Origin of the sequence: Halorussus ruber (genome assembly GCF_004765785.1) — an archaeon.
Lineage (GTDB): Archaea > Halobacteriota > Halobacteria > Halobacteriales > Haladaptataceae > Halorussus > Halorussus ruber.
Window position 1 is genome coordinate 56679 of record NZ_SBIT01000015.1, and the last position, 13057, is coordinate 69735.

General features: G+C 64.6%; 18 protein-coding genes, 1 tRNA gene and 1 other RNA gene. 10 read left to right on the forward strand and 10 right to left on the reverse strand.

Translation table 11 applies throughout. The annotated features are described in order from the left end of the window. The first annotated feature begins 97 nt into the window (after positions 1-97). From EPL01_RS17840 to EPL01_RS21840, 5 genes are all read left to right on the forward strand, one after another. A complete protein-coding gene (locus EPL01_RS17840) occupies positions 98-376 on the forward strand; it encodes a ribonuclease P protein component 4 (RefSeq protein WP_135826641.1) in 279 nt (92 codons plus the stop codon). A 78-nt stretch (positions 377-454) separates the two neighbouring features. Then, the gene (locus tag EPL01_RS17845; protein ID WP_135826642.1) at positions 455-700 is read left to right on the forward strand and encodes a YhbY family RNA-binding protein; all 246 of its coding nucleotides are present in this window, start codon (positions 455-457) and stop codon (positions 698-700) included. After that, positions 697-1584 carry a mechanosensitive ion channel family protein gene (locus EPL01_RS17850; protein WP_394346257.1) on the forward strand — a complete coding sequence of 296 codons (888 nt, stop codon included), beginning with the start codon at positions 697-699 and terminating at the stop codon, positions 1582-1584. The genes EPL01_RS17845 and EPL01_RS17850 overlap by 4 nt, the downstream gene beginning before the upstream one ends. 63 nt (positions 1585-1647) lie before the next feature. Continuing rightward, complete coding sequence (locus tag EPL01_RS17855) at positions 1648-2304, forward strand: hypothetical protein (protein ID WP_135826644.1); 657 nt, start codon at positions 1648-1650, stop codon at positions 2302-2304. 31 nt (positions 2305-2335) lie between these two features. Next, positions 2336-2482 carry a hypothetical protein gene (locus EPL01_RS21840; protein WP_168215950.1) on the forward strand — a complete coding sequence of 49 codons (147 nt, stop codon included), beginning with the start codon at positions 2336-2338 and terminating at the stop codon, positions 2480-2482. 207 nt (positions 2483-2689) lie between these two features. Here the strand turns inward: EPL01_RS21840 and ffs are convergent. From ffs to EPL01_RS17870, 3 genes are all read right to left on the reverse strand, one after another. Continuing rightward, positions 2690-3002: signal recognition particle sRNA (ffs, locus tag EPL01_RS17860), an RNA gene on the reverse strand. 38 nt (positions 3003-3040) lie between these two features. Continuing rightward, complete coding sequence (locus EPL01_RS22245; protein WP_246045741.1) at positions 3041-3511, reverse strand: DUF5658 family protein; 471 nt, start codon at positions 3509-3511, stop codon at positions 3041-3043. Between the two features lie 107 nt (positions 3512-3618). Continuing rightward, entirely contained in the window at positions 3619-4038 is a 420-nt protein-coding gene (locus EPL01_RS17870; RefSeq protein WP_135826645.1) for a DUF7548 family protein, read from the reverse strand. Positions 4039-4119: 81 nt separating this feature from the next. On the opposite strand from EPL01_RS17870, the gene EPL01_RS17875 reads away from it, so the two are divergent. Next, positions 4120-4386 carry a DUF5798 family protein gene (locus EPL01_RS17875; protein WP_135826646.1) on the forward strand — a complete coding sequence of 89 codons (267 nt, stop codon included), beginning with the start codon at positions 4120-4122 and terminating at the stop codon, positions 4384-4386. A 79-nt stretch (positions 4387-4465) separates the two neighbouring features. Then, on the forward strand, positions 4466-5446 hold the full coding sequence (locus EPL01_RS17880; protein ID WP_135826647.1) for a PLP-dependent cysteine synthase family protein: 981 nt from the start codon (positions 4466-4468) through the stop codon (positions 5444-5446). Positions 5447-5452: 6 nt separating this feature from the next. Here EPL01_RS17880 and EPL01_RS17885 read toward each other — a convergent pair whose 3' ends face one another. From EPL01_RS17885 to EPL01_RS17915, 7 genes are all read right to left on the reverse strand, one after another. Further along, positions 5453-5692 (reverse strand): hypothetical protein, encoded by a 240-nt coding sequence (locus tag EPL01_RS17885; RefSeq protein ID WP_135826648.1) that lies wholly within the window; start codon positions 5690-5692, stop codon positions 5453-5455. Positions 5693-5880: 188 nt separating this feature from the next. Further along, positions 5881-6846 carry a hypothetical protein gene (locus EPL01_RS17890; RefSeq protein ID WP_135826649.1) on the reverse strand — a complete coding sequence of 322 codons (966 nt, stop codon included), beginning with the start codon at positions 6844-6846 and terminating at the stop codon, positions 5881-5883. 58 nt (positions 6847-6904) lie between these two features. Continuing rightward, positions 6905-7576, reverse strand: coding sequence for an HAD family hydrolase (locus tag EPL01_RS17895; protein WP_135826650.1), 672 nt, complete (start codon positions 7574-7576; stop codon positions 6905-6907). A 44-nt stretch (positions 7577-7620) separates the two neighbouring features. Further along, on the reverse strand, positions 7621-8514 hold the full coding sequence (locus tag EPL01_RS17900; RefSeq protein ID WP_135826771.1) for a twin-arginine translocation signal domain-containing protein: 894 nt from the start codon (positions 8512-8514) through the stop codon (positions 7621-7623). A 122-nt stretch (positions 8515-8636) separates the two neighbouring features. Then, the gene (locus EPL01_RS17905) at positions 8637-9047 is read right to left on the reverse strand and encodes a CoA-binding protein (RefSeq protein ID WP_135826651.1); all 411 of its coding nucleotides are present in this window, start codon (positions 9045-9047) and stop codon (positions 8637-8639) included. Between the two features lie 59 nt (positions 9048-9106). Then, the gene (locus EPL01_RS17910; protein WP_135826652.1) at positions 9107-9760 is read right to left on the reverse strand and encodes an RAD55 family ATPase; all 654 of its coding nucleotides are present in this window, start codon (positions 9758-9760) and stop codon (positions 9107-9109) included. 144 nt (positions 9761-9904) lie between these two features. Beyond that, positions 9905-11023: a hypothetical protein gene (locus EPL01_RS17915; protein ID WP_135826653.1), complete on the reverse strand. Its 1119-nt coding sequence runs from the start codon at positions 11021-11023 to the stop codon at positions 9905-9907. A gap of 126 nt (positions 11024-11149) precedes the next feature. Here EPL01_RS17915 and EPL01_RS17920 point away from each other — a divergent pair, with 126 nt between their 5' ends. The 3 genes from EPL01_RS17920 to EPL01_RS17930 all read left to right on the forward strand — a co-directional run bounded on the left by EPL01_RS17920 (position 11150) and on the right by EPL01_RS17930 (position 12872). Continuing rightward, positions 11150-12448 carry a geranylgeranylglyceryl/heptaprenylglyceryl phosphate synthase gene (locus tag EPL01_RS17920; RefSeq protein WP_135826654.1) on the forward strand — a complete coding sequence of 433 codons (1299 nt, stop codon included), beginning with the start codon at positions 11150-11152 and terminating at the stop codon, positions 12446-12448. 79 nt (positions 12449-12527) lie between these two features. Next, on the forward strand, positions 12528-12725 hold the full coding sequence (locus EPL01_RS17925) for a hypothetical protein (RefSeq protein ID WP_135826655.1): 198 nt from the start codon (positions 12528-12530) through the stop codon (positions 12723-12725). A 72-nt stretch (positions 12726-12797) separates the two neighbouring features. Next, a tRNA-Arg gene (locus EPL01_RS17930) sits at positions 12798-12872 on the forward strand. Positions 12873-13057 lie beyond the last annotated feature (185 nt).

Genomic DNA, 13057 nt, shown 5'->3' on the forward strand with positions numbered 1-13057 from the left:
TATCCACTTAGATAATTACCCCGATGGGGCAACACAGGCACTTTCTATCCTTGTCCTGTCTCGCCCCGGAAACCCCCACCCCCCATTCCCATACTTCATGACAATAGCCGAAGAGCGCATCGAGCGTCTCGCCTCGCTCGCCCGCGACGCCGCCGCGGAGTGTCACGACGAGCGCGCTCGGGACTACGTTCGACTCGCGCGCCGACTCGCCGAGCGCAATCGCGTCGCGCTCCCCAAGCAACTCAAGCGATTCACCTGCGACGCCTGCGATAGCTATCTCCGACCCGGCAAGAACGCCCGCGTCCGGACTCAAGACGGCCACGTGGTGATTACCTGCGACTGCGGCGAGCAGTCTCGATACCCCTACGACTCCTGAGTCACCGACGCTCCGCTTCACGCTCGAGCGCCGCCTCGGTTCCCGCCTTTTAAGGTCGTTCCACCCGGAGGAGGAACCATGACTGACGAACGCCTCCGAAAGCAGGCTCACGACCTCGACGTGACCGTCTGGGTCGGTAAGTCCGGTATCGACTCCGTCACCGACGAACTCGCCGACCAGTTGGCCGACCGCGAACTCGTGAAGGTCAAGTTCCTCCGGGCGGCCCGCGGCGGCACCACGACCGACGAACTCGCCGAGGAGCTGGCCGACCGCGTGAACGCGGACCTCGTCGAGACCCGAGGTAACACCGCGGTCCTCCACTGATGGTCGAACCGCTCCCGATTCTAGAGCGGTTACTCGACAACTCCGGCTACGCCTTAGCGGTCACGCAGGCGCTGTACTTCGTCGTCTCGCTCGTCGTCATCTACCTCGTCGGCAGACTGACCGTGATTCCGCTGGTCAGTCGGTTCTTGGACCGACGGGACGTGGACCGCCACGCCAAGACGCCCCTGCTCAAACTCGTCCGGTTCGGCGTCGTCTTCGTCGCCGTCTCGGTCGCGTTCGGGTTCGCCGACTACGGCAACTTCCTGACCTCGCTGGCGACCATCGCGGCCGCGGCCACACTCGCCATCGGGCTGGCGACCCAAGACGTCATCAAGAACTTCGTCTCGGGCGTGTTCATCTACACCGACCAGCCGTTCAAAATCGGCGACTGGATAGAGTGGGACGGCGGAAGCTACTCGGGCGTCGTGGAGGACATCGGCCTGCGCGTGACCCGCGTCCGGACCTTCGACAACGAACTGCTGACGGTGCCCAACTCCCAACTCACCGACGGCGTCATCAAGAACCCGGTCGCCTACGACCGACTGCGCCTCAAGTTCCTGTTCGGCATCGGCTACGACGACGACATCGACCGCGCCACCGAAATCATCGTCGAGGAGGCCGAGGACCACCCGGAGATTCTGGACGACCCCGCGCCCTCGGTGCGGCTCACCGAACTCGGGGACTCCTCGGTCGGTCTCCAGTCCAGAATCTGGATTGCGAACCCGAGCCGGAGCGACTACGTCAAAATCAAGGGCGACTACGTGACCAGCGTGAAGGAGCGATTCGACGCCGAGGACATCGACATCCCCTACCCCAACCGGACCATCGGCGGCGGGCTGGAACTCACCAACGTCGAGGGGATGGTCGAGGCCGCAGACGACTGATTTCCCGCGAGCCTCTTTTCCGGCGAGCCTTTTTGTACGAAGACGTGACGAATCCGGGCCACGATGGGCGACGAGCAATCGGATGGCGGAGAGTCGGTGTACGACGTGGCGTCGCTTCGCGTCACGAGGGACGAAGCGCGAGCAGTTCTCGACCAACAGACCGAGGCGATTGGTGAAATCCACGACAAGGGGATTCAGGTCCTTCGTCTCAACGTCCTCCTGCTCGGCCTCGTGTTGACGTTGGCGTCGATACTGGCGAGCAGTACGACGACACCGGACATCGAACGGATGGCGAACGGCTTTCTCGCCGCTGGTGTCGTCACCTCGATTACGTCGATGGTTGCCGCGGTTCGAACCTACTCGAATACTTCTTTTCGAGTCGGAGCGGGCGCGGCCGACGTTCGAAAGGTTCTACGGCAAACTCCCGCAGAAGACGAGTGGCTGGCGGCGTTGCTCTACAACTACACGACGTGGATGAAACAGAATACGCTTGCGAACCGACGAAACGCGCTCATGCTCTTCGTCAGCCACGTGTTTCTCTTCCTGTCGATGGGATACTACGTCGGAGGAGTCGTGTACGGTCTCTACTTCGGCCAGACGAGTTGGCTCCTCTCGTCGCTCTCGGCCGTTCTTTTCGGTGTCGTGGTCGGTGGGTTACTCGTCGCATCGTCTCACCTCGTCGGTCGAAACCGCTTCGGACGATTACGAGGTCGGACGTAGATTTATATCGCTGAAAGAACGATATGTAGGTATGAACGACGAAAAAGACGAAAGCGCTAAAAGGGTCGAAAAGCCCGCACTCGTGGAGGAGATGGGTCTCCTCGACGGGCAGGAAATCGTCAAAAGCCCCAGTCTCCGCTCGCTGGTCGAAGGCGTAAGACGGATAGGAGACGACTAACGACGGCCCTTTCTGCGGTGCTGTCGAGTCTCAGAAATCGTACCGCGAGCGAAGCGAGCGGACCAAGGAGTCCCTCGAGTCCGGGCGTCGTAGACGCCCGGACGAGGGGGTGACGCCGTGGTTTTGATCAACCTTTTGCAAGCGAAAGAGTCCGGAAGCCCGTGGCTTCCGGGCGACTGAGTGCAGGAAAAGGTTGTTGGGTATGAATGGTGGACAGCCGGATTTGCCCGGCGTTCCGTACCGGGGAATCCCGGTCGCGTCCTCCACCCCGCGGCCCTACGAGCGACAGGTGTCCAGTGGTCCGCTGCTCGCTTCCGCGCCTGACGGATTGCCACCGGTAAACCCCGACAGCGGCACTCCTGCGAGTGCCCGCCGAGGACCGCTGTCCCCGCAGGACGAGGCTTCGAAGTCGGCTTCCGGGGCCCGGTACGGTCTGACCGGACGCCTCCGGAATTCGGCCCCCGCTAAAGACCATAGTGCGGGTGACGAGGAGGGCCTAACTCCCCGACCTAGTCCATTTCGTAGTAAGTGGCCGGTGACTTAAGGGCCTTTCGCAAATCACGCGACGGCGAGGATAGCCCACACGTTCGCGGCGACGACCGCGAGGCCGACGAAGAGGTAGACCGCGCCTCCGGCGCGGAAGGTCTGGCGGGAGTTGCCGGTCAGCCCCGACAACCCGACTAGAAACACCGCGGCCATCGCTTTCACGAGGACGAGTCCGCCGAGTCCCGCCTCCCGGATGACGACCGCCGCGATGGGGTTGGCCTCGTCGAGTCCCATCGCCATGCCGACGCCGGTCGTGACGACGTCGCCGAGCATGACCGCGACGACAGCGCCGAACAGGACCGGCGAGACGTAGTCGGTCCACGACCGGCCTTCGTCCCGGAGGACGTACTCGCGGTCCTCCTCCAAGAGGAACTCGTCGTCTCGGAGCATCCACTTCTCCCGGGCTTGCTCGGACTCGGCGAGGTCGCCGAGTCCCCCGTCGGTTCGGGCCTCCTCGCGTCCCGGTGCGTCGCGTTCGGACACGAACCGTATTGGGACGCTCCGGACCTTTGTTATGGAACTGCTGAAAGGGGAGTAGGCGGTGGTTACGGTGGTGAGTCGGGCGTCGGCGGCGGGCGGTGACGACTAAACTACAGTACTTCGCGCGCGAACCACCCGGCGCTCCCGGCGAGCGCCAGCGCGGCGGCCAGCAGAATCCAGCGGTGGTAGCCGAAGGCCGCGACTTCGGTGAGGCTGCCGACCAGTCCGCCGACCGCGATGGCCCACCAGAGGACGAGGACGGCGACGAATCCGCCGAGGACGACCGCCGCGCCCGCCGCGGTCGGCGGGTCGGTCCGACCGTTGCGTCCCGCGGCGAAGACGATGACCGCGACCGAGGCGAACAGGCCGACGACGAGGTGGACCGGGACGAGCGTCGGCGCGCTGTAGTAGACCCCGGCCTCTGTGGCCGCGATGAGGAAGTACGGTGCGACGACGGCGGCGAGAACCGCGAGCGCGGCGACGATGCCGACCGTCGGCGCGGGCGTCTCGGGCAACTGTTCCTGCGACATACGCGATGGTTTTCGCCGGGACAGAAAAAGGCCAGCGGTCGAGTCGGAAAAGTCACGTATCGGGCGAGAGAACGATTGGGTATGGGATTCGGAAGCACGGCCAAGAAGGTCCAGAAACTGGCCGACACCGCCGAGAAGCTGTACAGCAAACTCAACGAACTCCGCGAACAGGTCGCCGAGATGCGAGAGAAGTTGGACTCGACCAGCGAGCGCGTCGAGCGACTGGAACGGGAGAACGCCCGACAGCGCGCCCTCCTCGAAGCCATCGCCGAGGAGCAGGGCATCGACCCCGACGACATCGAAGCGGAGCAGGCCGTCGCGGACGGCGCTGGCGAGGACGACTCGTAGACGCCCCGTCGCGGCGATTTCCCACCCGTGGGACTCCACACAAAAAAGGTTAACCGCCCTCCCAACTTTTGCCTACCCGATGACGGACCACCGGAAGCCGCTGGATTCCGTGCTCGGCACCGTCGGGGAGACGCCGCTCGTCCGCGTGCAGGCGTCGCCCGACGAGGTGCCGGTGTACGCCAAGGTCGAGTCGTTCAACCCGGGCGCGAGCGTCAAGGACCGCATCGGCAAGTACATGATAGAGCAGATGCTCGAACGCGGCGAGTTGGAACCCGGCGGGACGGTCATCGAACCGACCGCCGGGAACACCGGCATCGGGTTCGCCATCGCCGCGGGGCAACTCGACGTGGACGCGGTGTTCGTCGTCCCCGAGCGCTTCAGCGTCGAGAAACAGCAACTCATGGACGCGCTCGGCGCGGAGGTCATCAACACCCCCACCGAGGACGGAATGGGCGGGGCCATCGACCGCGCCCACGAACTCGCCGAGGAGATGGACGGCGCAGTCGTCCCCCAGCAGTTCGCCAATCCCCTGAACGTCGAAGCGCACTACGAGACCACCGCCCCGGAAATCTTCGAGGCGCTTGACGGCGAGGTCGGCGCGGTCGTCGCGGGGTGCGGCACCGCGGGCACGCTGATGGGCATCGCCGAGTACGCGCTGGAGCAGAACCCCGACATCCACGTCGCGGCGGTCGAACCCGAGGGGTCGCTCTACTCGGAGACCAAGGGCGAGGACCCCGAGGAGGCCGACTACAAAATCGAGGGTATCGGCACCCACGACCCCGCGACCAACGAACTCTTCGAACCGGACCTCGTGGACGAGGTGCTACAGGTCCCGGACCGGCGCGCCCACGACGAACTCAAGCGCCTCGCCCGCGAGGAGAGCCAACTGGTCGCCTCCAGCGCGGGCGCGGCCAGCGCGGCGGCCCGCCACGTCGCCGAGCGCATCCGCGACGGCGAACTCGACGCGCCCCACGACTCGGTGGTGACGGTGTTCGCCGACTCCAGCGAGCGATACCTCTCGAAGGGCATCTACGGCTCCTTCGAGGAGTGGGAAGGGTAGTCGAAGTTACTCGATTTCTCTGAGGCGGTCTTCGAGCGTCTGGTCGAACGCTTCGAGTTCGTCGTCCGATAGTTCGGTGAACGGCGTTGAGGACGGTCCGCGGTCGTCGAGCCACCGGGCATTGGCCTCGTCGGTGAGATCCACGATTGGAGCGTCGTCCGGAACCTCCGACGGCGGCAGTAGACAGCCGGGCCACTCTCGGTCCGTCTGAGAGCGGTCACGGTCCCCGAGGTCGGAGTCGGTCATCGTGTGTTCTTTCGTAACCTGTCTTTAAAAATACTTCTCCCGGCCGTGTGGCGACGGTCCTTCGGTCCATCGTCGGGAGGCCGATGCCGAATCCGTGTCTGGCGTTGCCAGCACCGAAGTAAAGAAATATTTATATTGCTTAAAAATAGGAAAAAATTGTTTTTGGAAACACGTCTGTTTCCATATCGCTATGCCCAGTACGCATCGGGATTTGTCGAACTCACGTACGAGACCATCTTCCGAACGCGGTCCTCGTCGGCCGCATCGAACGCACCTGCCTCCTCGGCGGTGTCCCACCACGTCTGCAACCGTCGGGAACCGGCCTCCGTCGCCACGCGGGTTCCGTGTTCGACCATGTGTTTGAGCAAGTTGGCAACCTCGCGGTGGTCCACAAGTTCCATCTGCGATGGCGACCCCATTCTGTCGGTCATTCTCGTGAGGGGGACCTCGAATCGACTCTCCGTTCCCGCGTGGCGCACCGCTGATGCGTCGAGTTTTCTCGTCCCGCCGAGGAGGTGGACTTCCGCCTCGCTCGGAACGTTACCCGGTCGCAGGAAATCGACTGCGGCCGCGACTTCATCGAGTGTGGCCTCCCAGCGGAGGACCACGCCGTCGGAGTACTCCGCGCCGATTTGTTTGACCGTGCTGTGATTCGAGACTACCGTCGTCCTGAAGAAGAACTCTTTGCGGTCAGGGTCGTCAAGTGCCTGCGCGAAAAGTTCGGCGACTGCCTTCTTTCGGACGGCACGGTGGACGCGGACCGTCGTCTTGTCCTGCTCGCCGAAGAACTCCCGGCTCAACTCGTGGTACTTTCCGTACAGGGCCTTCATCGGAGTGGACGGCGAATCACTCCGGTCCTGTTGCCCGTCGAGAGTTCGGATTTCGACCGGATGGGCGAGCGTTTCTCTCACTAACCGTTCGTAGTCTTGAGTCTCCTTCCGCGGTTTGCTCGTCTCCTTCCAGCATTCCAGCAGGTCCAGCAGTCGTTGGACCTGCTCGATGCCGTGTTTCTCGACTAGTTCGGCGTGGAGTTCGAGTCGGTCGGGGAGACTGAGACGACTGTAGGAGTGCTCGCTACGGATTTCCCCCGAGTGGCCCGGAACGTAGGGTGCCGGAGAAATCCGGAGTGGGGCTAGCGTAATCTCGTCAGACATCCCTCTACCGCTTCCGTCACCTTCAAGACTATAATACCTATCGAGACTACTCAGGGGATCAACCCATCCACGGCGGTTCGTGCAGGTCCCACATCGAGTCGATGGTGTGGTCGGGCGTCACGTCCACGTTCTCGTCGCTCCGCGCCAGCCAGACCGCCGAAACCCCGGCGGCCTTCGCGCCAGCCACGTCGGCCCGGAGCGAGTTCCCGACGTGGACCGCCTCGTCCGCCGCCACGCCCATCGCCGAGAGCGTCCGGTGGAAGTGGTCGGGGTCGGGCTTGACGGGGCCGCCGGGTTCGGTGAACGTCGCCGCCGCGAAGTGGTCGGCGATGTCGAGCGCCGCCAACTTGGCCGACTGGGTCTCGCGGTCGCCGTTGGTCACCAGCGCGAGGTCGTGGCGCGCGCCAAGCTCCTCCAGCGCCGACTCCGCGCCGGGCAGGAACTCGACCGCGGTCGGGTCCGGGTCCTCGTAGGCGCGGGCCACCGCCAGCGCGTCGGCGGGGTCCCGGTCCTGCTCGTCGGCGATACCGGCGAAACACTCCTCGCGGAGTTCGACCGTCGAGTCGGCGGTCACCTTCGCCAGCCAGCGCCGGAAGTCCGAGACCTCGAAGAAGGGTTCGACCCCGGCGGTCTCGAAGGCGTCGGCGAGTCGGTCCTCCGTCGAGCGGGGATGCTCGCAGATGGTGTCGTCTAAGTCCAGAAAGACGGTAGAGTGGTCCGCAGCGGTCATTACCCGGGAGTACGCGCTCGACGGGAAAAAGTACTCCGCAGGAATTAGCTACTATTGTTGCCGGACTGGTCCCCGCCGTTTCCGCCGGATTGGTTCCCGCCGTTTCCGCCCGACTGGTTGCCGCCGCCACCGCCGTTGCCGTCGAGGAGGCCGTCGTTCAGCGTGGCTTCGTCCACCCGGTCGAAGTCCACGGTCATCAGGTTACCCTCGGGGTCGGTGATGTCGAACTCGTCGCTCATGACGTACACCGCGCCCCGCTCTAGTTCCGCGGCCTGCGCCGGGTAGAACGTGAACTGGTTGTTCGTGTTCAGATACTCGGCGAACCGGGTGTTGTAGTCGCTGAAGAGGTCGGTCCCCTGCACGTTGTCCTTGGGTTGCCACTTCACGACGCCGGAGGTGACCCGGAACAGCGCGTTCGGGTGGAACACGTCCCGCTTGACGAGTGCCTTGCCGCCGCCGTCGTCGAGGACGTCGAATTCGTCGTCGAACACCTCGTCCTCGCCGACCGGTTCGAAGGACACCGAGATGATACCTTGGTCGTTGGTGTCGTCGGCGAACAGCGAGAAGTTGCGTTCGAGTTCGTACACCTGTCCCTGCTTTACCTCGGCGTCGTGGGCCGGGAACAGCAGTACCTGCTGGTTCGTGTTCAGGAACTGAATGGCCCGTGTGTTGTAGTCGCTCCAGATGTCGCCCTGATTGACGCCGCTTACGTCGGGTTGCTGTTCGATGACGGGCGAGACGACCCGGAACTGCGCGCCGGGCCGGAAGGCGTCGTTGAACATCAATGCCTTCCCGCCTTCGGCCGCGTCACCGTCTTGGGCCGCGACGGTTCCGGTGCCCCCGACGCCGAGGGCCAACCCACCGGACGCGACGGCGCTCTTTTTCATGAACGAACGACGCGACTCACCGCTCAGCGAGTGCTGGTTTTCCTCTGTCATAATTACTCTCCCCCACCGAAGGAGGCTATCGAAAACAAGGGCCTTGCGTCTGAAAAGGTCCGTGGCCAGCGGTTTCAGTCTGGCCGTGTACCCTAAACCGGAGGAGCCACCGCGCCGATATGTCAGGCAACCAGCTTCTGATGCTCGACCTTGATGCACTTGTCCTGCACCACGCGCCGACCTGCGTTCTCGGCGCGCTCGGCCGCCTCGGCGTCGGCGATGCCGAGTTGGGTCCAGATGACCGCCGCGTCCTCCCTCCCGAGCGCCTCCTCGACGATACCCGCCACCTCGTCGCTGGGCCGGAACACGTTCACGATTTCGACGTCCTCCTCGACGTCCGAGAGCGAGTCGTAGGCCTTTCGACCGAAAATCTCGTCGGCGGTCGGATTGACCGGAATCACCTCGTAGCCGTGGTCGAGCATGTATTTGGGAATCTCGTGAGCGTCCTTGCCGGGCGTGGTCGAACACCCGACCACCGCCACGCGGGTCATCCCGAGGATTTCGCGCAACTCGGCGTCGCTCTCTACGGGCATGGCCCGACAGACGGTTGCATGGTCCAAAAGGATTGAGGTAGCGGCGGGCAGTCCGGCAGTCAGAACTCGGGCATCGGTCGCCAGTCGGTACCGCCCCCGACGCCCTTCAGGCGCAGTTCCGGTTGGCCGTCGCCCTCCCGAATCTCGATTTGGCCGTCGAACAGCTGTTTGAGGGTACTCATCGTCTGCTGGTCGTGGGCCGTCGAGTCGATGACGAAGATGCCCAGCGCGTCGGCGCTCTGGACTCGCCCCGTGAAGACGTGGAGGAACCGGAACACCGTCTGGAGGTTCGAGTACATCAGCAGCGTCGAGAGCGAGTGGAGCAGGATGCGGTTGCGCTGGACGCCGCGGTCCTTGTAGAAGGCCTCCAGAAACTCCGAGAGCTGAATCCCGATGCCGGTCATGTCCTTGGGCGAGGAGGCGTAGGCGATGTCGTCGCTCTGGGAGGGGTTCATGCCTTGTTGCTTGGAGACGCAGTCCACGATACCGAGCGGTCCGCCCTCGTCGCGGCCGAGCAACTCACGAAGGTCCTCGCGCACGTCCTCACCGCCGTCTTTCGTCGTGACGACGATGGTGCCGTCCCCGCGACGGCTTCCGTGCGCGAGAATCTTGAGAGCGAGTGTTCGCTTGCCCGTCATCGGCGGCCCGGCCACCAGGAGGTTCGTTCCCGGTTCGACCTCGACCCCCGGACAGACCTCACCCAGTCCGTACATGGCGGTTCCTCGCGTGAAATTTCGACAGGCACGGTTCCACGGCTAGTCCCGTCCCCGGCGTCGTCTGGCAGTAAAATCTCCTGTTTCGCTTATATTCTTTTTGATTATTCGCTGAATTTCCGCGTCTGGAGTCGCCCGCCCGGCTCACGCCCGCAGGCGGTCGATTCGGTCGAGCGACTGCTGGCGGATGTACTCGACCGCGATGCGAGTCAGGTGGTCGCCCTCGTCGGCGTAGTCGTCGGCTCGGTCGAGGTACGTCTCCACGATGCGCCGGATGCGCTCGACGCCGACTTTCCTGTCGTCGGCGAGGTTCAACTCGGCGGTGACGGGCGTGAGTTGGGTTCCCCTGTCCTCGGGGTAGTCGTCGGTGTCGTCCAACCCGATCTGCGCGCCGACGACCATCAGCACGATGGCGCGCTTGAATCCCTCGCCCAAGTCCACGCCGAGGTCGGCCTCGTACATGTTGAGCATGTCCTCGTAGAGGATGCCGACCCGGGCGTACTGAGTGGCGAAGTACGGCAGGTCCGACTCGTCGCCGAACAACTCGCCCTCCTCGATTGGCGCGAACTTGTACTGCTCGCGGACCTCGTCGGCGACCGTCTCCCACTCGTCTGACCCTTCCCTCGACCCCCGGAGCCTGTCCAGCAGGTCCCGAAACGCCTCGTCCTCGTCTTGGTGGCGCTCGGAGAGTTCGACCGCGTGCTGATACGACTCCCGAACTGCTTCCGGGGTGTCCTCGCTGTCGAACCACGATTCGACGCCCTCCTGCAAGCTCTCCTGTGCCAACTCCGCCACGCGCTCTCGCGGTCGGAGGTTCGTGTCGAAGTCCTCGTACTCGTCGTCGTTGATGGCGTCGCGCATGTCGCCGTCCAACAGCGCCCGGACGACGTTCCGGGTCGTCTCTCGCCCGCGAGCGATGAACTCGTGGTCCACGTCGCTCCCGACCCGAGAGACGGGCACGTCGCCCGCCATGACGTGAATACGGGCGAGGGTCAGCATCGCGGGCAGGACGAGGCGCGTGTCGTAGTCGAACTTGGCCTGTTCGTCTGCCGTGCCGGGAACGGGGTCGAGTTCGCCCGCCACTCTGGCGCGCTGGAGGTCGCGCTCGACGCTCAGAAACAGGCGCTCGGTCATCGACTCGATTTCCGACTCGACCTCGCTGCGGAGCAACACCATCGTGGCGACTCGCGGGTCCTTCGTCTCGGCGAGGTGGCCGAACAGCGCCCGCGCGGTCGCCGGGATTCGAGACCGAACGCTACCCATGTCTGGTCGGAGAGGAGCCTTCCCCGGTATTTCAGGGTTTGGAAGTCATCCGGAGGTTTCCGGAAACCCGGCGTTCGTCCGCGGAAGCGAGCTATTTATCTACCTGTCGGCGGCTCTTTCGGCTGTATGACGAGTCTCGACGGCGTCGGGAGGTCGCTCGGTCGCGTCGCCCGCGGAATCGGACTCGCCGGTCGGACCGTCCTGCCGGTCGACACCAATCCGGTCCCGGCCGACTGGACCCACGTCACGAAGGTCGACCCCGAGGAGGCCAAGAAGCTCCCCCTGCTTTACCCCCTCTACCTCCGGCACACCAGCGCGGTGTCGGTCGGCGGGTCGGCCGACGTGACCGCCCGGAACACCGAGGAGACCTTCGACCTGCTCGCGCCCGCCTCGGTGCCGGTGTTCCACGAACCCAGCGGTCCCCGCCACGTCACGCCACGGACCCGCGAGCAGGCCGAACTGCTGGCGATTCCCGAGGTGCTGAACGGCGACTCGGAGTCCCTCGTGGGGCAACTCGGCGCTGGCACCGAGTACATCCGCGACGAGTTGGTCCCCGACCTGCTGGCCGACGAACTCCCGTGGCTCCCGGGCCGGGTTTCCGACGCGCTCGCGGACTTCGCAACCTCGTGGCTCCTCGCCGAGGCCGTCTTCGAGGCCTACATCATCCAGAACCCCGACAGCGCGGCGGCCCGCGAGGCCAACGTCGCCGAGTCGGACCTGCTCTCGCCCCGCGAGGCCAAACAGCATGCCATGGCGGCCGAGCGCCACCTCGAAAGCGAGCTCGTCTACCTCGAGTACTCGGGCACCTTCGGCGACGAGGAGGCCGCCGAAATCCTCGCGGAAATCGCCGAGGGCCTGTCGTGGTCGCGCCTCTGGTACGGCGGGGGCATCGACTCCCGCGAGCGCGCCGAGAGCATTCTCGACGCTGGCGCGGACGCTATCGTCGTCGGCGACGCTTTCCACCGAGTCGCCGACGAGGAAGTCGGAGTCTGCGAGCGCGCCGCGGACGACCTCGGCGCGGACGTGCTCGACTCGGCGGCACTCGACTCGGACGCTCCCGTGTCCGACTCGCCGGTCCGGGCGTGGGTCCGCGAGAACGTCGCCGTCGCCGACTCGCAGGCCGCGGGCTACCTCGCCACGATTCCCGGCGTCTCGAATCCCGAGCGACTCGCCGAGCGATACCTGACCGCCACGGTCCGGACGTGGCTCCGGATTCGCGCCCAGTCGGACGAGTCCGCCATCAATCTCCGAGACGCGCTCGGCTCGGACGTGGTGGCGTCGCTCGACGAGGCCGACCGCGCGCTGGTCCGCCGGTCGGTCCGGGCGCTCCTCGAGGAGGGCGACGAAGCGGCTGGCTCCTCGGCCTCCTCGGGTTCGTCGGGACTGGCGACGACGCATCTTGCGCTCTCGCTGACCTCTCGGTAAGTTCATACGGCCAAAAGAATGAAAAATGGTTTAAGTCGGTTCGCCAAAACGGTGGTACACCGCTGGCGGAACGCTACGCATGAGTCTAGCTACCAAAATCGCCCGCGTGGTTTGGGCCACCGATTCCGAGTCCGCCCCCGACTCCGACACTGATTCGGAGGGGACCTACGAGTGCGAGGACTGCGGAGCGACGTTCTCGCTCGACCGGCAGACCTGTCCCGACTGCGACTGCTGTCGCATCGACCGCATCGACTGGGACGGGGTCGTCTCCGAGTGAATTTCGTTACGCCATCACACGGCCGGTCGAAACCAAGGCGTTTAAAACTACCCGGCCAGTAGAAGTAAGCGAGGGCGCTTAGCTCAGTCTGGACAGAGTACTTGGCTTCGGACCAAGCTGCCACGGGTTCAAATCCTGTAGCGCCCACTCGTTTTGCGGTGAGTAAGTCGGCGAGCGCCTCGTGCGCTCGCCACAGCGCGAACCGCGAACGCGGTTTGCGAAGGATTTGAATCCTGCCAGAGGAAGCCCGCACAGCGAAGCGAGCAGGAACCTCTGGCTCTGGTTCAGAATCCTGTAGCGCCCATCTTTCTGACGACGAACGAAGTGAGAAG

Bases quoted from the DNA above. Each gene is read 5' to 3' on its own strand.
- EPL01_RS17910 (WP_135826652.1), bottom strand. From the start codon at position 9,760: ATGTACGGACTGGGTGAGGTCTGTCCGGGGGTCGAGGTCGAACCGGGA.
- EPL01_RS17900 (WP_135826771.1), bottom strand. From the start codon at position 8,514: ATGACAGAGGAAAACCAGCACTCGCTGAGCGGTGAGTCGCGTCGTTCG.
- EPL01_RS17915 (WP_135826653.1), bottom strand. From the start codon at position 11,023: ATGGGTAGCGTTCGGTCTCGAATCCCGGCGACCGCGCGGGCGCTGTTC.
- EPL01_RS17880 (WP_135826647.1), top strand. From the start codon at position 4,466: ATGACGGACCACCGGAAGCCGCTGGATTCCGTGCTCGGCACCGTCGGG.
- EPL01_RS21840 (WP_168215950.1), top strand. From the start codon at position 2,336: ATGAACGACGAAAAAGACGAAAGCGCTAAAAGGGTCGAAAAGCCCGCA.
- EPL01_RS17925 (WP_135826655.1), top strand. From the start codon at position 12,528: ATGAGTCTAGCTACCAAAATCGCCCGCGTGGTTTGGGCCACCGATTCC.
- EPL01_RS17875 (WP_135826646.1), top strand. From the start codon at position 4,120: ATGGGATTCGGAAGCACGGCCAAGAAGGTCCAGAAACTGGCCGACACC.
- EPL01_RS17885 (WP_135826648.1), bottom strand. From the start codon at position 5,692: ATGACCGACTCCGACCTCGGGGACCGTGACCGCTCTCAGACGGACCGA.
- EPL01_RS17920 (WP_135826654.1), top strand. From the start codon at position 11,150: ATGACGAGTCTCGACGGCGTCGGGAGGTCGCTCGGTCGCGTCGCCCGC.
- EPL01_RS17895 (WP_135826650.1), bottom strand. From the start codon at position 7,576: ATGACCGCTGCGGACCACTCTACCGTCTTTCTGGACTTAGACGACACC.
- EPL01_RS17870 (WP_135826645.1), bottom strand. From the start codon at position 4,038: ATGTCGCAGGAACAGTTGCCCGAGACGCCCGCGCCGACGGTCGGCATC.
- EPL01_RS17855 (WP_135826644.1), top strand. From the start codon at position 1,648: ATGGGCGACGAGCAATCGGATGGCGGAGAGTCGGTGTACGACGTGGCG.
- EPL01_RS17905 (WP_135826651.1), bottom strand. From the start codon at position 9,047: ATGCCCGTAGAGAGCGACGCCGAGTTGCGCGAAATCCTCGGGATGACC.
- EPL01_RS17890 (WP_135826649.1), bottom strand. From the start codon at position 6,846: ATGTCTGACGAGATTACGCTAGCCCCACTCCGGATTTCTCCGGCACCC.
- EPL01_RS17845 (WP_135826642.1), top strand. From the start codon at position 455: ATGACTGACGAACGCCTCCGAAAGCAGGCTCACGACCTCGACGTGACC.
- EPL01_RS17840 (WP_135826641.1), top strand. From the start codon at position 98: ATGACAATAGCCGAAGAGCGCATCGAGCGTCTCGCCTCGCTCGCCCGC.